This is a genomic window from Bradyrhizobium sp. USDA 4354 (genome assembly GCF_054060315.1).
This window is the reverse complement of the sequence record NZ_JBSSDC010000001.1, coordinates 3,918,891-3,940,120: the sequence shown is the minus strand read 5'-3', so window position 1 is coordinate 3,940,120 and position 21,230 is coordinate 3,918,891. Positions and strand designations below refer to the sequence as shown.

Sequence of the window (21,230 nt, the reverse complement as noted above, 5' to 3'; positions counted from 1 at the left end):
CATGAATTTCATCGACAATCCCCGCAGACTTCGCGGCTTCGAAAAGCACGTCAGGGTCGAGAAAGTCTCGCGCCGCAGCATCCTGAAGGGACTCGGCATCACCGGCGGCTTCGTGCTCGCCGCACCGGTGATGTCACGCCAGGCGCTCGCCTACGAGACCGGTGCCGGCAAGATGCCGCACGGCGTCGTGGTCGATCCGCGCGTGTTCGTCTCGGTCGGCCCGGACGGCATCGTCACCATCGTCGGGCATCGTTCCGAGATGGGCACCGGCGTCCGCACCAGCCTGCCGCTGATCGTGGCCGAGGAGATGGAAGCCGACTGGTCCAGGGTCAAGGTGCAGCAGGCCCATGGCGACGAGGTCAAGTTCGGCAACCAGGACACCGACGGCTCGCGCAGCACGCGACACTACTTGATCCCGATGCGCCAGATCGGCGCCTCCGCCCGCACCATGCTGGAGCAGGCCGCGGCGAAGCGCTGGGGCGTGCCGGCGACCGAGGTCAAAGCCGTCAACCACGAGGTCGTGCACAGCGCCAGCGGCCGCAAGCTCGGCTTCGGCGCACTCGCCGCTGATGCCGCCAAGGAATCGGTGCCGAGCATCGAAGGCCTCAAGCTGAAGGATCCCAAGGACTTCCGCTATCTCGGCAAGGGTCAGGTCGGCATTGTCGATCTTCACGACATCACCACCGGCAAGGCGCGCTACGGCGCGGACGTCCGCTTGCCCGGCATGAAGTATGCCGTGATCGCGCGCCCGCCTGTGACCGGCGGCAAGCTGGTCAAGTTCGAGCCGGAGGAGGCGCTGAAAGTCCCCGGCGTTGAAAAAGTGATGCAGGTTCAAGGCTGGCCTTGGCCTTCAAAATTCCAGCCGCTCGGCGGCGTCGCCGTGATCGCGCGCAACACCGGCGCGGCGATCAAGGGCCGCGACGCCTTGAAGCTGGTGTGGGACGACGGGCCGAACGGCAAATACGACTCGGTGGCCTACCGCAAGGAGCTCGAGGAGGCCTCGCGCAAGCCCGGCCTTGTCCTGCGCAAGGAGGGCGATGCGGACGCCGCATTAAAGAGCGCCGACAAGGTCATCGTCGGCGAGTACTACCTTCCCCATCTCGCTCATGTCTCCATGGAGCCGCCGGTGGCGGTGGCCGACGTCAAGGGCGACAAGGCGGAGATCTGGGCGCCGGTGCAGAGCCCCGGCGGCACCCGCGAGGACGTCGCCAAGACGCTCGGCATTCCCGAAGGCAACGTCACTGTCAACGTGACGCTGCTCGGCGGTGGGTTCGGTCGCAAGTCGAAATGCGATTTTGCGCTCGAAGCCGCGCTGCTGTCGAAGGAGCTTGGTGCGCCGGTGAAGGTGCAGTGGACGCGCGAGGACGACCTCCATAACGGCTTCCTGCATACCGTCTCGGTCGAGCGGATCGAGGCCGGCCTCGACAAGAGCGGCAAGGTGATCGCCTGGCGCCACCGCAGCGTGGCGCCCAGCATCGCCTCGACCTTTGCCGCCGGCACGGTGCATCAGGCGCCGTTCGAGATCGGCATGGGTCTCGTCGACATGCCGTTCGAGATCGCCAACATCTCCTGCGAGAATCCGGAAGCGGCCGCGCATACCCGCATCGGCTGGTTCCGCTCGGTCTCGAACATCCCGCGCGCGTTCGCCGTGCAGTCGATGGTCGGTGAGATCGCGCAGGCGACGGGCCGCGACCAGAAAGACATGCTGCTCGAGCTGATCGGCTCGCCTCGCATCGTCAAGCCTAACGTGAAGGACCTCTGGAACTACGGCGAGCCCGAGGACAGCTACCCGATCGACACCGCGCGCCTGCGCAAGGTGGTCGAGCTGGTCGCCGAGAAGGGCGAATGGGGGCGAAAGGTGCCGAAGGGCCACGGCCTCGGCATCGCTGTGCACCGCAGCTTCGTCAGCTACATCGCGACCATCGTCGAGGTCGCCGTGGACGACAAGGGCAAGCTGGCGGTGCCGCGGGTCGACACCGCGATCGACTGCGGCACCTATGTCAACCCCGAGCGCATCGCCTCGCAGATCGAGGGCGCTGCGATCATGGGGCTCAGTCTCGCCAAATACGGCGAGATCACCTTCAAGGACGGCAAGGTGCAACAGAAGAATTTTGACGACTTCCAGGTCGTCAGGATCGACGAATCTCCTGCGGTGACCAACGTCTACATCGTGCCGCCCGGACCCGACACGCCGCCGAGCGGCGTCGGCGAGCCCGGCGTTCCCCCGTTCGCGCCGGCCCTGATCAATGCGATCTTCGCGGCGACGGGAAAACGTATCCGCGCACTTCCGATCGGCAAGCAATTGGAGGCGTAAGCAGCGGAACACAAGCGGCCTCGCGCCGTTTGCATCGATCTGACAGGAGCAGATCGATGACCAACATCTCAAAGGCGCTCGCAGTCTCGTTGCTGTCGGGCGCCTTTCTTTTGACCACCAATGCTGCGTTCGCCCAGAAAAACACGACGCCGCCGACCACCGCGACGCGCCCCACCGCGCCCGAGCAGAACTCGCTGCCCAACGCCAATGCCCCGCCGGCATCGACCACCCAGACCACGGGGCAGCATAATCCGGACCCGAAGGTTCGTGAGATGAACCAGAAGGAGAAGGGCAAGGTGGAGCGTCTGGGGAAGTAGGCTTTGCAGGCAGCGACCCTTCCGCGCCCGTCATGGCCACGGTCCACATCCTCGCCGGTGCCAATTGATGTGCCCTCTCCCCTTGTGGGAGAGGGCTGCGAGGCTGGCTGCCACGATCTCGCTTGGGAGAGAACCCCATCCGGCGCGCCCACCTTCTCCCACAGGGGAGAAGGGAAGGCACAAAATGCGGCGGACGTTGCCGTCCGCCGCATTCGCCACCCCCCTGCTGCTCCGCCTCTTTCGATCCGCCCGCGGAGCTATTTCTTCAGCGCGAACACCCAGATGACGCCGCCCTGCGGCACATTGGCTTCGATGCCGATATTGTTGGTCGCGAGCGCATCCTGTATGCGCTGCGCGTCCACGCCCCAGCCCGACTGGATCGCGATGTATTGCGTACCGTCGATCTCATAGGACACCGGCATGCCCATGATGCCGGAGTTGGTCTTCTGCTCCCACAACAGTTCGCCGGTCTTGGCGTTGAAGGCGCGGAAGTTGCGGTCGTTGGTTCCGCCGACGAAGACGAGATCGCCTGCGGTCGCCGTGACCGAACCGAACAGGTGCGTTTTGGCGAAGTTGTGCTGCCACACCTTCTTGCCCGTGGCAGGATCCCAGGCCTGAAGCTCGCCGAAATGATCCGCGCCCGGCTTCGTCTTCAGGCCGATGTCTTCCGGCTTGGTGCCGAGCCAGAGCTCGCCAGGCTTCAGCGCGACCTTCTCGCCGGTGAAGCCGCCGCAGAAATTCTCATTGGCAGGCACGTAGACGAGTCCGGTCCTCTGGCTGTAGGCCGCCGACGGCCAGTCCTTGCCGCCCCACAATGAGGGGCAGAACTCGACGCGCTTGCCGATCACCGGCTTGTGCGCGGGATCGACGATCGGCTTGCCGCTCTCGGGTTCGATGCCCTTCCAGACGTCGGTGGAGACGAACGGCCAGCCGGCGACGTAGTTGATCTTAGTCGGCGTGCGCTCGAGCACCCAGAAGATCGCGTCGCGTCCCGGATGGACCAGGCTCTTGATGTTGCGGCCGTCGCGCTGCAGGTCGATCAGCATCGGCGCTTCGACCTCGTCCCAATCCCAGGAATCGTTCTGGTGATATTGGTGATAGGTCTTGATCTTGCCGGTGTTGGGATCGAGCGCGAGCACCGATGATGTGTAGAGATTGTCGCCGGGATGCGAGTCGCCGGGCCACGGCGCGGCGTTGCCGACGCCCCAATAGATCGTCTTGGTCTCCTTGTCGTAGTTGCCGGTCATCCAGGCCGAGCCGCCGCCGTTCTTCCAGTCGTCGCCCTGCCAGGTGTCGTGCCCGGGCTCGCCTTCGCCCGGAATGGTGAAGGTGCGCCACAGCTCCTTGCCGTCCTTGGCGTCATAGGCGGCGACATAGCCGCGCACGCCGAACTCGCCGCCGGAGCCGCCGACGATGACCTTGCCGTCGACGATCAGCGGCATCAGGGTCATGTACTGGCCCTTCTTGTAGTCCTGCACCTTGGTGTCCCACACCACCTTGCCGGTCTTGGCGTCGAGCGCCACGACATGGTCGTCGGTCGTAGCGAGATAGAGCTTGTCCTCCCAGAGGCCGACGCCGCGGCTGGTCGGATGCAGCTGGAACAGATCATCGGGGAGCTGCCGCTTGTAACGCCAATATTCGTCGCCGGTCTTGGCGTTCAACGCGATCACCTGCCCCATCGGGGTTGCCACGAACATCACGCCGTTGTTGACGATCGGCGGCGCCTCGTGGCCTTCGACGACGCCGGTGGCGAAGGTCCAGACCGGCGTGAGGTTTTTGACGTTGGAGGTGTTGATCTGGTCGAGCGGACTAAAGCCGTGCCCGTCATAGGTGCGCCGGTAGAGCATCCAATTGCTTGGCTCCGGATTTTCCAGCCGCTGCGCGGTGACCGGAGAGTAATTCTCGATCGGACCCGATACGGCGGCGGTCGAGGCGAGGCAGGTGAAGGCGACGAAGCCGGACAGATACCATTGCTTCCTGGTCATGGAGGTTTTCATGGACGTTCCCCTTTTTCATCCGTTTGAATTCTTGTTGTGAATTCTTGTCGTTCGTCCCGTCGTCCGCCCGTCGGCGGAGACGGCCTCTCGTGACGCGAGCATGGCCCGCACCGTCCATCATCCTGGCTGCGCGCCACCTACCTTTCCGACAAAATTGCCGGCGACGCTGAGCGAGCCGTCAGCGAGCGCCAGCGGCAGCGCTGCAAGCCGCCGCGGCGCCGGCCCGAACACGACCTGCGCGCCCGCGCGGGGATCGTATTCGGAGTTGTGGCACATGCACTTGAACACCTCCTTGTCGCCGACATCGCTCTTCACCCAGGCGGTGACGGGACAGCCCGCATGCGAGCAGATCGCAGAATAGGCGATGATGCCGTCGACGGCCCGCGCGCGGGTCTTCTCGTCGAGGTCGGCGGGATCGAGCTTGATGATCAGGATCTCGTTGAGCCGCGAGGCGCTGCGCACCACCGATGTGTTGGGATCCTTTGGCCAGGCATGGACCGGCGGCCCGCCGACCTGTAGGTCGGCCGCAGTGACGAGCTTTCCCTCCTGATCACCTTCGGAGAAGACGAGCAGATCGCCCTTCTGCGGCCGTACGTCGGAGCCAGGCGGATCCTCACCTGCGCGCGCTTGGCTGGAACAGCCGAGACACGCTGTGGTCGCAAGCGCACCCAGCAGCAGGATTCGCCGCGTCTGCCCCGTGCCCGCGTCAACTTTGGGTTCCGCAGCACTCTCCGAGGATGAGGAATTGGTATCGAACGATGCGCAAGCCATGCCCGCTAGCAGGCGCTGGAACTCTGCCGAAAACAAGGCGAAGAATTGGCGCCGCAGTGCATCAATATGGCTTTGCTCGCATTGATTGAATGAGAATGAACGCGAGCAAGCGCGTTTTCGAAAATTCTACATCGCATTGCGCGAACGGCATTATGATTTTGCAGATCAGACCGATGATGTAGGAATTGGTGCAACGCGCCATCCCGCGATGCGAGCTGCACCAGGTAGCCATCTTGTATTTCACGACCTGAGCACGTGACGCGGCGAAGCGAGGCGCCCCGCAACGGTTGCCGACGCCATTTCAAAACTGTCGGCAATGCGCCGTGCCTTGTCGATGAAAAGCGCAGCCGCTGCGGGCGGGCAGACTTCGCGCGCGGTCTGCTCGAACAGATCGAGCCAACGGTCGAAATGGCCGCCAACCAGGCTCAGCGGCAGGTGTGCCCGCATCGGCGAGCCATGATAGCGGCCGCTCATCAGCACAACCGACGACCAGAAATCCCGGAGCTTGGCGAGATGCTCGTCCCAGTTCTGGACGATCGCAAAGACCGGACCAAGCAGCGCGTCCTCGCGCACGCGCCCGTAGAAGCGCGTCACGAGTTCCCCGATCATCTCCTCGGTAATCCCGGTGCGCTCGATCGCATCCTGGGTCAGCAGGTTCCGCCGCGCAGCCGCCGCCTCGCGCTCGGCTTTCAGTCGATCCGACATGTTCTCTTCTCTTCGTGCGTTTTATCTTTCCCTCTCCCCTTGTGAGAGACGGGTGAGGGGTCTGTCTCCGCCCACTCATCAAGCATTTGAGTTCACGGAGGGAACCCCTCATCCGGCGCTCCGCGCCTCCTTCTCCCACAAGGGGAGAAGGAAGGAAGCGCCCGCATCCACGCTGGGGCCGATCGCGCGCGGCGTCTTTGTCGCAGCGCAAATTGCGGGATGTGGCGGTGGACGCACAGTGCCCGCCGCCAATGCCTTCGTCAGGCGCTATAGGTGTAGAAGCCCTGCCCGGTCTTGCGGCCGAGATGACCGGCATCGACCATTTCTTTCAGCAGCGGGGCTGGCCGATATTTAGGATCGTTGAAGCCCTTGTAAAAGACCTCCATCACCGAAAGCATGGTGTCGAGCCCGACGAGATCGGCCAGCGCCAGCGGCCCGATCGGGTGGTTGCAGCCGAGCTTCATGCCGGCGTCGATCTCTTCCGCCGTCGCGATGCCCTCCTGGAGCGCGAAGATCGCCTCGTTGATCATCGGACACAGAATGCGGTTGACGGCGAAGCCTGGGCTGTTCTTGGCCGTGATTGCCACCTTGCCGACACGCTTGGCGAAATCCAGCGCCTTGGCATGGGTGTCGTCGGAGGTCTGCAGGCCGCGGATGAGCTCCAGCAGCGCCATCACCGGCACCGGGTTGAAGAAGTGCATGCCGATGAAACGGTCGGGACGATCGGTTGCGGCGGCGAGCTTGGTGATCGAGATCGACGAGGTGTTGGTCGCAACCAGCGTGCGCGGCGACAGCGTCGCGCAGAGGTCCTTCAGGATCTTGACCTTGAGCTCCTCGTTCTCGGTGGCGGCCTCGATGACGAGGTCGCAATCCGACAGCTTCGCCCGGTCGGTCGTGCCGGTGATGCGCTTGAGCGTCGCCTCGCGGTCGGCCGCCGACATCTTCTCCTTCTTGACCAGGCGCTCGAGGCTGCCACCGACGGTCGACAGGCCGCGGTTCACCGCCGCGTCGGAAATGTCGACCATCACGACCGAGAGCCCGGCCGCGGCGCAGACCTGCGCGATGCCGTTCCCCATGGTCCCTGCCCCGATGATACCAACGGTTTGGATCATTGCGTCACATCCTTCATCTTTGTGGCGAGCCAGGTACCAGCCCGGCCCCATTGTTCCTGCATCAGGGTCTAGCACCGCCACCGGGCGGGTGCGACCTGATCCTGTCCCTTCCTTAGTGCATCCACGGGCGGAATAAAGCCGTCCACGGCACACCGCGCCAGGATTTGGGCTCACCCTGCCCGAAATTGCCGGGTCCTGTGCCCTGCGGCCCCTGGACAGCCCGACGAAGGCCGGTCCCCAGGCCCCCGATTCATATGGACCAAAGCTCACCCTGAGCACCCTGAATTGCGCCCCCTTGATTGTGGCGACCACAGCGGCCAGAACCGGTGCAGCGTGGAGGACCCGGCCTGCCGCCAATGCAGGCCGAAGCTGTCAGGCGCAGGCTGCCGGGGACGAAGGATTTCGCAATGGACGTGATCAGGATCACCGGCATCGAGCCGGCGCAACAGCGTCAGGCCGGATGAACGATTTCGCACGATCCATCGGTGCCGCCTTCATGCTGATCGGCGAAGCCGACGCCGAGTTGCTGGGCATCGTCGCATTGTCGGTACGGGTCAGCCTGACCGCCAGCATCCTCGCGCTCCTGATCGGCGCGCCGTTCGGAGCCCTGCTTGCAATCACCCGCTTCCGGGGCCGTCAGGTCATCGTCATTCTGACCAATGCGCTGCTGGGCCTGCCGCCGGTTGTGGTCGGGCTCGCCCTCTATCTTCTGCTGTCGCGGTCCGGCCTGCTCGGGGCTGCGGGCTTGCTGTTCACGCCGGCCGCCATGGTGATCGCGCAGACGCTGCTGGCCACGCCGATCGTGGTGGCGCTGGTGCACCGGCCGGCAAGCCTGCTGTGGGCGGAGTATGGCGACTTGGCGCGGATCGACGGGCTGTCGGCCCTGCGCAGCATGGCTCTGCTGTTCGCGCTCGGCCGGACCTCGTTGCTGACGGCCTTTCTCGCGGCGTTCGGGCGCGCCATTGCGGAAGTCGGCGCCATCATCATCGTCGGCGGCAACATCCGCGGCTTCACCCGCACGATGACGACAGCGATCGCGTTGGAAACCAGCAAAGGCGACCTGCCGCTGGCGCTCGGACTCGGACTGATCCTGCTCGCACTCAGTGTCGCGGTGTCGACCATCGCCTTCGTGCTAGTGGGACGCGTTGGGGAAAAATAGCTGCTCGCCGCCGACCTTGTAGGCTGCGATCGCGTCCTGCCCCTTCGACGAGACCAGCCAGTCGATGAAGGCCTGTCCTTCCTTCGCCTTCACGTTCGGATGCTTCGCGGGATTGACCAGCATGACGCCGTACTGGTTGAAGAGCCGCTTGTCACCCTCGGTCAGGACGGCGAGTTCGCCACGGTTCTTGAACGACAGCCAGGTGCCGCGGTCCGACAGGAGGTAGGCGTTCGACGACGAGGCCATGTTCAGCGCCGGGCCCATGCCCTGGCCGATCTCCCGGTACCAGTTATCCTTGCCGGCACTGAGGTCGACGCCAGCCTCTTTCCATAGCCTCAGCTCGGCCGCATGCGTGCCGGACTTGTCGCCGCGCGAGATGAACGGCGCCTTCGCCTTCGCGATCTTGCGCAACGCCTCGACCACATCCTTGCTGCCTGATATCTGCGCCGGATCGCTTTTCGGCCCGACGATGACGAAGTCGTTGTACATGACGTCCAAGCGCTTCACGCCCTGCCCTTCGGACATGAACTTGTCTTCGGCGGGCCTGTCGTGGACGAACACGACGTCGGCATCGCCGCGACGCCCGATATCCAGCGCCTGGCCGGTGCCGACGGCGACGACCTTGACACCGATGCCCGCGGCCTTCTCGAACAGCGGCAGCAGATGGCCGAACAGCCCCGACTGTTCCGTCGAAGTGGTCGAAGCCACCGTGATGGTGCGATCCTGTGCGGATGCGATGGTGGACCAGAGCAGAACCGCTCCGATGGTGACAAGCTTCCTCATGCGACGTCCTCGGCGAGACAATGACGGTTCTGAATAGCGGCTCGCGGCGACGACGGGAACCCCAGCCTTGGATCGCAACGAGAGTTGATGTGCGCGGTGCACCTCGTCTGGCAGAAAAAGCGCGCCGGCGCGGGCCAGGCGCGCCCGCAAAACAAAAAGTAAAAAAACAACCCCATGCACAGTAGCGATGGGGTTGAGAGCCTTGAGGATTTTCGGTCTTGCCGAAGACGCGCTTGCGGCGTCGGGCAAAACAGGGGTATTATTGCATCATCGGCTGCTGTGGCGGTTTCGTAACTCGGGCGGATGCGAGTGATCTTTCGCCTTTTCCTGCACGCGCGGTCACGGGCATCCAACAGATCTGGCGTGGTTACAGCTCCACTAACTTAGACGACCTGACGTTGCACCGGAAACACACTGCGCAGCTTTCCCAATGCGCGGCAATGATCTGCATTGACCGGATCAGAGGCAGTCAAATACCGTAAGGATCACGATCCGCTGTCGATGATGTTTGGCAATCCGCCATCCGGACGCAGCAGCAAGAGCAACAACAAGGTCTGTGCGCCATGCGCGAATGCATCGGGGCTGCGACGTTTTCACGACAGGCGAATCACTATCGGGGCAGACGCCCACGCCGCCCTTCATCCTCCACAAGCAAGCGTGCCGCGTTCCGCCGCCTGCTGCTGATGAGCGTCTCGCTGGTCGCGCTCTCGGCGTTGGTGCCGCGATCGGCGGCGGCGCAAAATTGGACCGGTGCCACAAGCTCGGACTGGATGACAGGCTCAAACTGGCTGAGTGGCACGGTTCCGGTCGCTGGCAGTACGATCAGCATCGCTACAACGTCCCCGAACCCGACCGTCCTCGGCGTTAGCGGTGCGGCGACCGTCACGACGAGTAACCTTGGTGTTGCCGTAGGCGCTGGAGCATCGGGCAACCTGACGATTCAGAACGGCAGCACACTCACGAGCAATGGCGGCACCTTTCGAATTGGCCAGGGTACAGGAAGCACCGGCATCGCCACGGTGACCGGAGCCGGATCGCGGTGGGATATATCCGGCTCCCAGATGATCGTCGGCTTCGCCGGCAACGGCACACTCAACATCGAGAACGGAGCGACCGTCGTCGCGCAAAACGGACTGAGACTAGGGAATAACGCGGGAAGTTCCGGTACGCTCAACATCACCAGCGGCGGCATCCTGGAGACGACGGGCATAAGCTTCGGCAGCGGAACGCCGCAGATGAATTTCGACAACGCCGTTGTCCGGGCGTTGGCCATTAGCAGCACCTTTTTTGGCTCAGCGATCAACCGAACCAATATTGCCGCGGGCGGACTGACAGTCGACACCAACGGGTTCAACATCAGAGCGCTTGGATTCACCGGTGTCGGCGGATTGACCAAGATCGGCGCCGGGACCTTCACGTTGGGCGCCAGCAGCAGCTACACCGGCGAAACGGTGATCCAGCAGGGCACGCTAGCGCTGGCGGGTCCCGCAAGCTCTGCCAATGATGCCCTCGCCAATTCAAGCCGGGTGGTCGCCAACGCAACGTTCGATATTTCAGCCATCAGCGGCACGGCCTCACACATCAAGAGTCTGGCAGGAAGCGGGACCGTCGCGATCGGCGCAAAGAACCTGATCATCACCAATGCGAACGATACGTTCGCCGGCGCCATCAACGGCAGCGGCGGGCTGACGATCACGAGCGGCACGCAGACGCTGTCGGGCGCCAACACCTATAGCGGCGCGACCATGGTGACCGGTGGCACGCTGCGCGCCGGCGCTGCGGGCGCCTTCAGTGCCGCTTCCGCCTATGCCGCCAACCCCGGCACAACGCTCGACCTGAACGGCTTCAATCAGACGGTAGCCTCGCTCGACAATGCCGGCACCGTGCGGTTCGGCAGCATGCCCGGGACCACGCTGACGGTGACCGGCAACTATACGGGCAGCGGCGGCACGGTTCTCCTCAACAGCGCTCTCGGCGGCGACGCCTCGATCACCGATCAACTGGTGGTGCAGGGCGCGACGTTCGGCGCGTCCACGCTGCGCATCGCCAATGTCGGCGGCGGCGGCGCGCAGACGGTCGAAGGCATCAAGGTGATCGACGTCGCCGGCGCATCGAACGGCACGTTCGCGCTGCAGGGCGATTACGTCCTTGGCGACCAGCAGGCCGTGGTCGGCGGTGCCTATGCCTACACGCTGCAGAAGAACGGGATCAGTACGCCGGCCGACGGCGACTGGTATCTCAGGTCGAGCCTGATCAACCCGCCGCCTTCGGCACCCGCCGGGCCGCTCTATCAGGCCGGCGTCCCCTTGTACGAGAACTACGGGCAAGTGCTGCTTGGGATGAACCAGGCACCCAGCCTTCAGCAGCGCGTCGGCAATCGCTATTGGGGCGGCAGCGAGGCGATGGCGCGCGCCGGCGTCAATACCGCGCAAGCGCCGGATAGCTCGTCAAACAATTCGTGGACGCAATCGGCATTCTGGGGGCGGATTGAGGGCGGGCAGAGCGCGTTACGGCCGTCCAACACCACGGGATCGACCTATGACTCCGACGAGATGAAAGCACAGGTCGGGCTCGACGGCATGGCGCTCGACAACACGCGCGGCCGGCTGATCGTCGGCCTCACGGCGCAATACGGCCTGACCACGGCCTTCGTCAATTCGCCGTTCGGCAACGGCCGCATCCGCGCGCAAGGAACCGGCGTCGGCGCCACCGCGACTTGGTACGGCGACGACGGCTTCTATGTCGACGGCCAGGCGCAGACGATGTTCTACCGCAGTGATCTGTCCTCAGTGCTCGTCGGCAGCGTGATCCATGGCAATGAAGGCTTCGGATACGCATTCAGCGTTGAGAGCGGCAGGCGGATTGCGGTCGGCAACGGCTTTTGGCTGACACCGCAGGGTCAGCTTGCTTATTCAAAGGTCGGTTTCGACGCCTTCACCGACCGCTTCGGGGCGCTGGTCTCGCTTGGCAATGCCGACAGCCTGCTCGGCCGTCTCGGGCTGTCACTCAATCATCAGCGCACCTGGAACGACGGCACGGGCATCGTCCGATCCGACCTCTACGCCATCGGCAATCTGCACTACGAGTTCCTGGGCGGCACCAGGATCGATGTCGCCGGCACCGGCTTCGCGAGCGGCCATGACCGCCTGTGGGGCAGCATCGGCGGCGGCGGCACATATAGCTGGGCCAACAGCCGCTATGCCGTCTTCGGCGAGATCACCTATCGCGCGAGCGTCGATGATCCCGCAGACAATCATAGCTACAAGGGTACTGGCGGCGTCCGTCTCGTGTGGTGAGCTCGCATTCGATTCGATTGCCACGCCGCCCGCGTACTGAACTTGCGCATGTTCTGCAATTGGTCCCACCTACATTGACATCGGTGTGACGGCCGGGGCAGTTTTTCATATTGCTGACGAATCAGCGATCGCCTCACGCCGAGCACCTCTTGGACAACTCCCTGTGCTTTCGAGACTGATATTCGTTGCTGCGCCGCATTCCTGCGGTGAAATGGGCGTTGACCCGGCTTCGGCCCTCGCCGCACGGCGGCAGCAGCATCGACGCCGCCCCGATTGCCGCAGACAATTCGCCAGCCCTCATTGTCGACGCCGCAGAAACTTCGCCGGCTCCGAACATCAGCATCAGCGCCGATCCACTGCCCGGCGACGCGGTCGCCGCGGACGAAACCGCGATCTCTGTCGTCGCGGAGAACCTGTCGGCAGCGCCGGCCGATGTCAGCGTCATCGACGATTCATTGCGGGAGACGCCGACAGGAGCCGAGCCGATCGTCGTGGCGGAGGCTGCAATCTCGCCGGTCGACGTCGCGCCCGAGCCGACCGATATTCCCGAGCCCATCATCGACAACGATCCGCCGGCGCTAGATTCGGCGGACATTGCGCGCGGCCAGGCCGAGCAGGCCGCAGTCGCATCTGTCGAGGCCGAATGTGAATCGGCCGACGCCGAGCCGATCATCAGCAGCAGCGATCCATCTCCCGAGCTTCTGGCCGACGTCGAGCCCATCGTCGCCGAGGAGACCGAGCTCGTGTCTGTCGACGTCGCGATCGTGCCGGTTGACGCCCTCGATCTCATCGTCAACGACGATCACTCCTCTGGCATTCCCGCTGATGTCGAGCCCGCCGTCGCAGACACATTCTGTGTCGCGCTTGCCGAGAGCGAAGCCCCGGTGGAGGACCTCTCCGAGAGCTGCATCGATAGCGCGCCGACCTCCATCGTCGCGATCGAGATCGAGCCGGTCCTCGCGAACAATCCTGCGCCGGCCGGCGTCGCAGTCACCACCGAGAGCTCTTCGGACGACACGCCCGGCGTCGTCACGGACATCGCGCCGGAGCAGGACTTGGCGCCTGCTGCGCCGGAGGTCCGCAGCACACCGAAACTTCGCGCCAAGCCCGCAGAACCCGCTGATCGCGCCGCCCTGATCCGACAGCGCTGGGCCGAGACGGGCATCAGGATGTGGAATCCGCGGCTTCACGGCACCGGCGATGCCACGCTGAACATCCAGGGCAGCATCGAGCTGCTGCCGCCCGCGCCCGGCGAGACCATGCCGCGCTACGACAAGCTGGAATTCAGGATGCTCGGCGGCCAGATCGTGTGCGAGGGTGTCATCGTCGAGGCGCCCGTGCAGGCGGGCCATCGCAGCTTCACCCGCCTCGCCGAGCCGCGAGTTCCGGACCGGGTGCGTGAGCCCGCGCGGGAACGCCAGGCCGCCCTCGCCTGATCCTTTTCCCTGCGGGAATGCCCGCCATATGCTAGGCTGACGCCCCGGATATGGGAGATCGCATGCGCGCGACATTGTTGCGATTGATCGTCATCGCCGCCCTCTGCTTCTCGCAAGGCGCCTTTGCAGCGTCCAGCAAGCGGCCGCACCACGTGCCGGCAACGGCGTACGCCGTCGATGCCACAGCGCACTACAAAGCCGACCGGCTCTCGTCCTCGCGTGGCGAGACGATCCTCAACACGCCCGGCCAAACCACCGTGCTGACGCGAGAGGTCCTCGACGACAAGAAGGCGACGAGCCTTAAGGACGCGATGCGCTCGACCGCCGGTGTGACGATCGGACGCTAAGCGTCCCGCGCGCCATTCGACCGACAAGCCGCCATTCCCTGGTGGACCGGGCACACCGGCTGACACGATGGTTAGCAGGCGGTAGGTGCGGTGATTGCGGGCGACTTGTCTCAGGGACGCACGCCCCTGCCGCCGGATATCCTTAACGAAGATCTCACCAATGCACGCGGCCGGACGATCCTAACGTAGCACGCAACCTGTGCTGGCCTTCCGCGCAAGACCCGGTCTAACGCGCCCTTTACCCGCGCCGTGCAAGATCGCCCATGTTTTCAGGGGATCCGGGGCTCGCATTTCAATGCCTATTGCCGATTTGAAGTCTCATCTTGCCGCGGCAATACGATTGTTTCGCGTTCCCGCCGACAATCCAGATCTGACGCGCGCGCAGTTCGACGCGTTCTCCAAGCAGATCCCGCTGCTCTACTTCATCCTCATCAGCAACACGATCGCCGTCGCCTACACCTACGTGAACGTGGCGCCGGACTGGCTGACGATGATCGTGCCAAGCGTGCTGACCGTGCTCGCAGGCTTGCGGACCTTCTGGTGGCTGCGACAGCGTCGCCTCGTGCGCAGCGACGCCGACATCCTGCGCAACCTGCGCGCCACCAACTGGCTGACCTTGCCGATCGGCGCCGGCTTCACCGCCTGGTCCTTCGCGCTCTATCCCTACGGCGATCCCTTTGCCAAGAGCCAGGTCGCCTTCTACATGGCGGTCACGGTGATCGGCTGCATCTTCTCGCTGATGCATCTGCGCTCGGCCGCGTTGATCGTGACGCTGATCGTCGACGTGCCCTATGTGCTGTTCTTCTTCGCCACGGGCGAGCCGACGCTGAAGGCGATCGCGGTCAACAACCTCCTGGTTTCCGGCGCGATGGTGACGGTGCTGTTCATCTACTATCGCGACTTCGCCGATCTTGTCGCCAGCCGCAAGTCGCTGCTCGCGCAACAGGCGGCGACGCAGGCGCTCTCGGATGAGAACTTCCGCCTCGCCAATCTCGATTCCCTCACCGAGCTGCCGAACCGCCGCCGCTTCTTCGCCGAGCTCTCGAGCGCCTTCACCGATGCCGAACGCCGAAATGTTCGCGTCGCAGTCGGCATCATCGATCTCGACGGCTTCAAGCCGATCAACGACAATTACGGCCACTCGGTCGGCGATCGCGTCCTGATCGAGGCGGGCCGGCGTATCCGCGAGGTCTGCGAGGGCTTTGGTCCGCAGCGGGTGGAGTTTGCCCGGCTGGGCGGCGACGAATTCGGCCTCGTCGTGTGCGGCGATCCCGACGACATGGATCTGATGCGGCTCGGCGAACGCATCGGCGGCCAGGTAAAGCTGCCTTACCAGCTCGACACCGCCCATACCGGACTGTCGTGCTCGATCGGATTCGCGACGTTTCCGGACTCCGCGACGACCTCGGAAGCGCTCTATGAGTGCGCCGACTACTCGCTCTATCACGCCAAGCGCCATCTGCGCGGCCGCACTGTGACCTTCTCGAGCGAGCTCGAGGCCGAGATCCGCAGCCGCGGAGTCATCGAGAATCTGCTGCGCACTGCCGATTTCGGCACCGAGATGGATTTGGTGTTCCAGCCGATCGTCGACGCCATGAGCGAGCATACCGCCGGCTTCGAGGTCCTGGCGCGCTGGCGCAGCGCCCGCCTCGGCCTGGTCTCTCCGGCCGATTTCATTCCGGCCGCCGAGCGCATCGGTCTGATCCGGCCGCTGACCCAGGCGCTGCTGGTGCGTGCACTCGCCATCGCGAAGACATGGCCCGATCGCATCCGCCTCTCGTTCAACCTCTCCGCGCACGACGTCTGCGCGGCAGAGGGTATCTTGCCGCTGATCTCAATCATCGAGAAGAGTGGACTGCCGCCACACCGGATCGACTTCGAGATCACCGAGACCGCCGTCACCTTCGACTTCGTACGCGCCCAACAATCGATCGCAACGCTGAAGGCGATGGGTTGCGGCATCTCGCTGGATGATTTCGGCACCGGCTATTCGTCGCTGAGCCACGTGCACCGCTTGCCGCTCGACAAGATCAAGGTCGACCGCAGCTTCGTTTCCGACATCAACGAGAATCCCGTCAGCCACAAGATCATCAAATCGCTCGCGGGCCTATGCGACGACATGGAGATCGCCTGCGTCGTCGAGGGCGTCGAGACCCGCGCTCAGCTCGACAGCCTGCGCCGCCTGGGGTGCGACTTCATCCAGGGCTACTATTTCGCCAAGCCCATGCCGGGCGATGCGATTGGCGACTATCTGGCCAAGGAACAGCTGCGCCTCGAAGGCAGCGGGGCCAAGGTCGTGGCCTGAAGCATGACCAAAAGTGCGCAGCGGTTTTCCGAAAAGATCATGTTCAAACAACAACTCAAAGCGCGATGACGATCGATCTAATCTCATCGCGCTTTATGATCAGACCGCGCAGTAGCGCTCCTGGATGTCCTTGTCCGCGAGCAGCGCCGCCGCGCTGCTTTGATGCACGACCTCGCCCTGATCAATGATGACGGCGCGGTCGGCGAGCCGCAGCGCCCATTCGACGTTCTGTTCAACCAGCAGCAGCGTCTTGCCCTCGTCGCGCAGGCGGCGGAACAGCACGCCCATCTCCTCGACTAGCACCGGCATGATGCCTTCCGAAGGCTCGTCGAGCAGGATCATTTTGGGCTTTGCGATCAGCGCGCGCGCGATCGCCAGCATCTGCTGCTCGCCGCCCGAGAGCGTCACGCCCTCCTGATCGAGCCGCTCCTTCAAGCGAGGGAAGGTTTCGGCGATCTCGTCGATCGCGGAGCGCTCCTGGATATCGCCCCCGGCCGCGACGAGACCGAGCCGCAAATTCTCGCGCACGGACAGGCCGGGCACGATACGGCGTTCCTCGGGCACGTAAGCGAGACCGAGATGGAAGCGCTGATGCGCGCGGAGCGGCAGCAGTTCCCTGCCCGCGAAGCTGACGCGGCCCGTCGCCTTCGGCATCAGGCCCATCATCGCGCGCAAGGTCGTCGTCTTGCCGGCGCCGTTCCGGCCGACGAGGGCGACCACCTCGCCCGGGTCCACGTGCAGGGAAATGCCGTGGAGAATATGGCTCGCGCCATACCAGGCGTGGAGATCATCGATTTCGAGCAGGGCAGTCTCAGCCATAGCCTTCACTCTGTCCGAGATAGACCCGGCGGACTTCCGGATTGGTCCTGATCTCGTCGGGCGCGCCGTCTGCCAGCAGGCGCCCGTGATGCAGCACGACGACGCGCTTGCTAAGCCCCAGCACCATCTTCATCTTGTGCTCCACCAGGAGCACGGTGCGCTTGTCGGCGAGACGCTCCAGCAGAGCGACCATGTCCTTGGTCTCTTCCGGCCCCATACCAGCGGTCGGTTCGTCCAGCAGCAGCAATTCCGGCTCCGAGACCAATGCGATAGCGATCTCAAGTGCGCGCTGCTGGCCGTGCGACAGGAATTTCGCCAATTCGCGCCGCCTGGCCAGCAGCCCGACTGCGTCGAGCGCGGCGTCCGCCCGCGCATCCAGTTCAACCATCCGGGCGCGGTTACGCCAGATGTCGTAACTCACGATCAGGGCCTGGGCTGCCACGCGCACGTTCTCGTGGACGGGCAGATCCGGAAAGATGTTCGTGATCTGGTAGGAGCGCGAGATGCCCTGATGCACGAAGCGATGCTGCGGCAGGCCATTCAGCTCGCGCCCCCTGAAATGCAGCTTGCCCGAGGTCGGCGTCAGCGCGCCCGAGAGGATGTTGAAGAAGGTGCTCTTGCCGGCGCCGTTCGGTCCGATGATCGACGTGAGCTGTCCCGCCGCAAAGGACAGGGTGATGCCTTCGAGCGCGACGAAGCCGCCAAAGCGTTTGCCGATCCCTTCGGCGCGCAGCAATTCGCCGCTCATCGCCGCGCCTTTCCGATGTCGAGGGTATCGAGCAGCGTTCCCCAGATACCCTTGGGCAGGAACAGCACGAACAGCACGAAGATCGCGCCGACGAAAACTTGCCAATGTGGCGTCCAGAGCGAGATGACGTCCTCCAGGATCAGGAAGCTGGCGGCACCAACGAAGGGCCCGAAGAAGCTGCGGGCGCCGCCGAGCAGCACCATCATCACGATCATTCCGGAGGTCTGGTAGTGCAGGATGTCCAGCGGCACGATCGACAGATGCAGCGCCAACATGCAGCCGCCGAGCGATGAGATCGCGCCCGACAGCATGAACACGACCAGCTTGCTGCGTTCGACGTCATAGCCGCAGGCCCGTGCGCGCTGCTCGTTCTCGCGGATCGCCTCGATGACGGCCCCGAACGGCGAGTTCAGGATGCGGGACTGGAACCACATCGCCAGCGCCGCAAAGGCCATCAGCACGTAGTATTTGTTGATGGGGTCGAGGAAATTGACCTGTAGGCCGAACAGGCTGATGCGGTCGACGGTGAAACCGCGCAGGCCGTTCTCACCGCCGGTGAAAGAGGCCGCCTGGAGCGCGACGTAGTAGACGAGTTGCGCCAAGGCGAGCGTCACCATTGAGAAGTAGATGCCGCGGGTGCGGGTCGAGACGATCCCGATCGCGGCGGCGAGGCAAGTGCTGAGGAGTACAGCGATCGGGACCGCAGCGAACCAGGGCACGCCGTAGCGGCCGATCGCGATGCCGGTGAAGTAGGCGCCTGCGCCGAAGAACGCCGCCTGGCCAAATGACAGCAGCCCGGTGTAGCCGAACAGCAGGTTGTAGCCCATCACCACGACGCCGTAGATCAGGACGTTGACGGCCAGTGCCTTGGACGGCAGCAGCCAGGGCAGCACGGCCAGCACAGCGATGGAGAGCAGCACGCGCTGGTCGAGAAGCCAGCCGAGCCCGCTCGAGGCAGGCCTGGCGGCCGCTTCGCCGCTCGATGGTCCCGTCACGCCGTCCTCCCTCTCACACCGAACAGGCCTTGCGGGCGGATCAGCAGCACCACCGCCATCAGCGCGAACATGACGATGGTCGCCATCTCAGGCGCGAACAGCGCCACCATGCTGATGGATATTCCGACCATGAGGCCGGCGACGACCGCCCCGACGATCGAGCCAAGACCGCCGATCACGGTCACCACGAAGGCTTCCGCCAGCACCAGCGACCCCATCTCCGGATTGACGCTGCGCATGGGACCGGCGAGCACGCCGCCGAGCGCGGCGAGACCGACACCGAGGCCGAAGATCGCAAGCCAGACGCGGCCGATATCGACGCCGAGCACCTGCATGATGGTCGGATCGCGCGCGCCGGCGCGCACGATCAGGCCGACGCGGGTCTTCTCCAGCATCAGCCAGAGCGCCAGCAGCACCACCGCCACCAGCACGATGACGAACAGGCGGTAGCGCGGGAAGAAGCCGATGCCGAGATCGAGCACGCCGACCAGCTGCGGCGGCGTTGGAAACGGAATGCCGTCGCTACCGAACACGATGCGCACGCCCTCGACCAGGATGTAGCTGAGACCGAAGGTGAGCAGCAGCGGATCGTCGATCGAGCGTCCATAGAGCCGGCGGATCAGGACGAGCTCGATCAGCATGCCGAAGGCGCCGATCAAAACGGGAGCGAGCAGCAGCCCCCACCAGAAGCTCCCGGTGAGCGACGCCAGATACAGCCCCGCATAGGCCCCGATCATGAACAACGCGCCGTGGGCGAAATTCACCACCCCGAGCATGCCGAACACGATCGTCAGCCCAAGCGCAGTGATCACCAGGACCGCCCCAAGGGCGATCCCGGAGAGAAGCTGCATGATGATCAGCGACAGGTCCATCGTCACAAGTCTTAGGTGGCGTGGCCGAGCTCGCTGCAGCTGCGCAGCATGTCGTCGGCCCCCGCGTCGTTGGCCAGGATCGCGAACAGATCGTTCTCGCCCGCCATGGCCGACTTCTTCTTGGACTCCAGCACCAGCACCGACTGCACCGACTGGTGGTCGCATTTGCGGTAATGCTGCGGGCCCTTGGTCAAATCGTATTGCAGCTTCTCCAGGGCATCGACGACCTTGTCGGTGTCGGTGCCGCCGGCGGCCTGCATGGCGGCCAGTAACGATCCTACGCCGGAATAGCCGTAGGCGCCATAATCGGTCGGGATCGCGCCGCCATTGGCGGCCTTGAATGCCGTGTTGAAGCTGGCCGCAGACTTGCTCTGCGTCTCCAGACCCCAATAGTAGTTGGCACCGCCGATCACGCCCTCGAATACGTCGGGGCCGACGGCAAGGCGTTGATTGTGCAGGATGACGGGCACGACGATCTTCATCTGCTGCTTGACGCCGAAATCCACCGCCTGCTTGATGGCATTGGCCTGGTCACGGCCGAAGTTGGAAATGCAGAGCACATCCGGCCGCATCGACATCAGGCGCGGCATGAAGGTGGAATAATCCGCCGCACCGAACGGGTGCAGGATCTCGCCGACATTGTTCGCGCCGATCGCCGCTTGTGCGCGCTTGAAGCCGCGCAGCATCTCATGACCGTAGGCATAATCGGCGACGAGATGAGCCACCTTCATGCCCTTCTTCATGGTCTGCCGGGCCACGGCTGATGTCGTCATGTGCGGGTTCAGCGCTTCATGAAAGGTGTATTTGCTGAAGTCCTTGGCTTCGTTGATGGTGTCGGACTGGCTGATCGAGACGTAGATCACGCCGCGGGCGCGGGTGACCTCGTTGACCGCGAGCTGCACGGCACTTGAGAGCGCGCCGACCACGGCATGGACTTTGTCCTTCTCGATCAGCTCGAGCGTGCGGGTCGCGGCCTCGCCGGCGTTGAGCTTGTCGTCGCGGACCAGCAGCTCGACCTTGCGGCCGGCAATGCCACCCTTGTCATTGACGAGCTTCACCGCGAGCTCGGCGCATTTGACCTGATCGCGCGCTTCAGCGGCGAACGGCCCGGTCAGCGGCGTCGGGAAGCCGATGCGGATCGTCTCATCCGCAGCGCGGCCGAGTCGGGGCATGGCGAGCAGCGCCGCGCTGGCCGAGAGGCCGGCGAGCGCGGTGCGGCGGGTTATCTTCGGCATGGAACCGGATTTGGGCATG

General features: G+C 64.3%; 17 protein-coding genes. 7 read left to right on the top strand and 10 right to left on the bottom strand.

Annotated features, from left to right (window positions below; all coding sequences use genetic code 11):
- Position 1 precedes the first annotated feature (1 nt).
- Positions 2–2,314, top strand: coding sequence for a molybdopterin cofactor-binding domain-containing protein (locus ACVIIV_RS17920; RefSeq protein ID WP_456745334.1), 2,313 nt, complete (start codon positions 2–4; stop codon positions 2,312–2,314).
- A 56-nt stretch (positions 2,315–2,370) separates the two neighbouring features.
- Positions 2,371–2,631 (top strand): hypothetical protein, encoded by a 261-nt coding sequence (locus tag ACVIIV_RS17915; RefSeq protein ID WP_456745333.1) that lies wholly within the window; start codon positions 2,371–2,373, stop codon positions 2,629–2,631.
- Positions 2,632–2,888: 257 nt separating this feature from the next.
- Here ACVIIV_RS17915 and ACVIIV_RS17910 read toward each other — a convergent pair whose 3' ends face one another.
- From ACVIIV_RS17910 to ACVIIV_RS17895, 4 genes are all read right to left on the bottom strand, one after another.
- Complete coding sequence (locus ACVIIV_RS17910; protein WP_456748764.1) at positions 2,889–4,616, bottom strand: methanol/ethanol family PQQ-dependent dehydrogenase; 1,728 nt, start codon at positions 4,614–4,616, stop codon at positions 2,889–2,891.
- Between the two features lie 129 nt (positions 4,617–4,745).
- Positions 4,746–5,399, bottom strand: coding sequence for a QcrA and Rieske domain-containing protein (locus ACVIIV_RS17905; RefSeq protein ID WP_456745332.1), 654 nt, complete (start codon positions 5,397–5,399; stop codon positions 4,746–4,748).
- Between the two features lie 240 nt (positions 5,400–5,639).
- On the bottom strand, positions 5,640–6,104 hold the full coding sequence (locus tag ACVIIV_RS17900; RefSeq protein ID WP_456745331.1) for a group III truncated hemoglobin: 465 nt from the start codon (positions 6,102–6,104) through the stop codon (positions 5,640–5,642).
- Between the two features lie 260 nt (positions 6,105–6,364).
- Positions 6,365–7,216, bottom strand: coding sequence for a 3-hydroxybutyryl-CoA dehydrogenase (locus ACVIIV_RS17895; protein WP_036007996.1), 852 nt, complete (start codon positions 7,214–7,216; stop codon positions 6,365–6,367).
- A gap of 460 nt (positions 7,217–7,676) precedes the next feature.
- Here ACVIIV_RS17895 and ACVIIV_RS17890 point away from each other — a divergent pair, with 460 nt between their 5' ends.
- Positions 7,677–8,375, top strand: a complete 699-nt coding sequence (locus ACVIIV_RS17890) for an ABC transporter permease (RefSeq protein ID WP_456745330.1) — start codon at positions 7,677–7,679, stop codon at positions 8,373–8,375.
- Here the strand turns inward: ACVIIV_RS17890 and ACVIIV_RS17885 are convergent.
- The gene (locus ACVIIV_RS17885; RefSeq protein ID WP_456745329.1) at positions 8,349–9,158 is read right to left on the bottom strand and encodes a substrate-binding domain-containing protein; all 810 of its coding nucleotides are present in this window, start codon (positions 9,156–9,158) and stop codon (positions 8,349–8,351) included. The genes ACVIIV_RS17890 and ACVIIV_RS17885 overlap by 27 nt on opposite strands.
- Before the next feature lie 563 nt (positions 9,159–9,721).
- Between ACVIIV_RS17885 and ACVIIV_RS17880 the strand changes: the two genes are divergently transcribed.
- The 4 genes from ACVIIV_RS17880 (at position 9,722) to ACVIIV_RS17865 (ending at position 16,542) form a co-directional block, all read left to right on the top strand.
- The gene (locus ACVIIV_RS17880) at positions 9,722–12,454 is read left to right on the top strand and encodes an autotransporter family protein (protein WP_456745328.1); all 2,733 of its coding nucleotides are present in this window, start codon (positions 9,722–9,724) and stop codon (positions 12,452–12,454) included.
- A 185-nt stretch (positions 12,455–12,639) separates the two neighbouring features.
- Entirely contained in the window at positions 12,640–13,890 is a 1,251-nt protein-coding gene (locus ACVIIV_RS17875) for a hypothetical protein (protein WP_456745327.1), read from the top strand.
- A gap of 62 nt (positions 13,891–13,952) precedes the next feature.
- Complete coding sequence (locus tag ACVIIV_RS17870; RefSeq protein WP_456745326.1) at positions 13,953–14,237, top strand: TonB-dependent receptor plug domain-containing protein; 285 nt, start codon at positions 13,953–13,955, stop codon at positions 14,235–14,237.
- A 295-nt stretch (positions 14,238–14,532) separates the two neighbouring features.
- Positions 14,533–16,542, top strand: coding sequence for a putative bifunctional diguanylate cyclase/phosphodiesterase (locus ACVIIV_RS17865; RefSeq protein ID WP_456745325.1), 2,010 nt, complete (start codon positions 14,533–14,535; stop codon positions 16,540–16,542).
- Positions 16,543–16,641: 99 nt separating this feature from the next.
- Here the strand turns inward: ACVIIV_RS17865 and ACVIIV_RS17860 are convergent, their stop codons facing one another.
- The 5 genes from ACVIIV_RS17860 to ACVIIV_RS17840 are packed head-to-tail and all read right to left on the bottom strand — an operon-like array spanning position 16,642 to position 21,229.
- On the bottom strand, positions 16,642–17,361 hold the full coding sequence (locus ACVIIV_RS17860) for an ABC transporter ATP-binding protein (protein WP_456745324.1): 720 nt from the start codon (positions 17,359–17,361) through the stop codon (positions 16,642–16,644).
- Positions 17,354–18,109, bottom strand: a complete 756-nt coding sequence (locus ACVIIV_RS17855; protein WP_456745323.1) for an ABC transporter ATP-binding protein — start codon at positions 18,107–18,109, stop codon at positions 17,354–17,356. The genes ACVIIV_RS17860 and ACVIIV_RS17855 overlap by 8 nt, the downstream gene beginning before the upstream one ends.
- The gene (locus ACVIIV_RS17850; protein WP_456745322.1) at positions 18,106–19,104 is read right to left on the bottom strand and encodes a branched-chain amino acid ABC transporter permease; all 999 of its coding nucleotides are present in this window, start codon (positions 19,102–19,104) and stop codon (positions 18,106–18,108) included. Before ACVIIV_RS17850 ends, ACVIIV_RS17855 begins: the two co-directional genes overlap by 4 nt.
- Positions 19,101–19,976: a branched-chain amino acid ABC transporter permease gene (locus ACVIIV_RS17845; protein ID WP_456745321.1), complete on the bottom strand. Its 876-nt coding sequence runs from the start codon at positions 19,974–19,976 to the stop codon at positions 19,101–19,103. Before ACVIIV_RS17845 ends, ACVIIV_RS17850 begins: the two co-directional genes overlap by 4 nt.
- Before the next feature lie 11 nt (positions 19,977–19,987).
- Positions 19,988–21,229 (bottom strand): ABC transporter substrate-binding protein, encoded by a 1,242-nt coding sequence (locus ACVIIV_RS17840; RefSeq protein WP_456745320.1) that lies wholly within the window; start codon positions 21,227–21,229, stop codon positions 19,988–19,990.
- Position 21,230 lies beyond the last annotated feature (1 nt).

Bases quoted from the DNA above. Each gene is read 5' to 3' on its own strand.
- ACVIIV_RS17905 (WP_456745332.1), bottom strand. From the start codon at position 5,399: ATGGCTTGCGCATCGTTCGATACCAATTCCTCATCCTCGGAGAGTGCT.
- ACVIIV_RS17910 (WP_456748764.1), bottom strand. From the start codon at position 4,616: ATGACCAGGAAGCAATGGTATCTGTCCGGCTTCGTCGCCTTCACCTGC.
- ACVIIV_RS17870 (WP_456745326.1), top strand. From the start codon at position 13,953: ATGCGCGCGACATTGTTGCGATTGATCGTCATCGCCGCCCTCTGCTTC.
- ACVIIV_RS17920 (WP_456745334.1), top strand. From the start codon at position 2: ATGAATTTCATCGACAATCCCCGCAGACTTCGCGGCTTCGAAAAGCAC.
- ACVIIV_RS17915 (WP_456745333.1), top strand. From the start codon at position 2,371: ATGACCAACATCTCAAAGGCGCTCGCAGTCTCGTTGCTGTCGGGCGCC.
- ACVIIV_RS17900 (WP_456745331.1), bottom strand. From the start codon at position 6,104: ATGTCGGATCGACTGAAAGCCGAGCGCGAGGCGGCGGCTGCGCGGCGG.
- ACVIIV_RS17895 (WP_036007996.1), bottom strand. From the start codon at position 7,216: ATGATCCAAACCGTTGGTATCATCGGGGCAGGGACCATGGGGAACGGC.
- ACVIIV_RS17845 (WP_456745321.1), bottom strand. From the start codon at position 19,976: ATGGACCTGTCGCTGATCATCATGCAGCTTCTCTCCGGGATCGCCCTT.
- ACVIIV_RS17890 (WP_456745330.1), top strand. From the start codon at position 7,677: ATGAACGATTTCGCACGATCCATCGGTGCCGCCTTCATGCTGATCGGC.
- ACVIIV_RS17885 (WP_456745329.1), bottom strand. From the start codon at position 9,158: ATGAGGAAGCTTGTCACCATCGGAGCGGTTCTGCTCTGGTCCACCATC.
- ACVIIV_RS17865 (WP_456745325.1), top strand. From the start codon at position 14,533: ATGCCTATTGCCGATTTGAAGTCTCATCTTGCCGCGGCAATACGATTG.
- ACVIIV_RS17855 (WP_456745323.1), bottom strand. From the start codon at position 18,109: ATGAGCGGCGAATTGCTGCGCGCCGAAGGGATCGGCAAACGCTTTGGC.
- ACVIIV_RS17840 (WP_456745320.1), bottom strand. From the start codon at position 21,229: ATGCCCAAATCCGGTTCCATGCCGAAGATAACCCGCCGCACCGCGCTC.
- ACVIIV_RS17880 (WP_456745328.1), top strand. From the start codon at position 9,722: ATGCGCGAATGCATCGGGGCTGCGACGTTTTCACGACAGGCGAATCAC.
- ACVIIV_RS17860 (WP_456745324.1), bottom strand. From the start codon at position 17,361: ATGGCTGAGACTGCCCTGCTCGAAATCGATGATCTCCACGCCTGGTAT.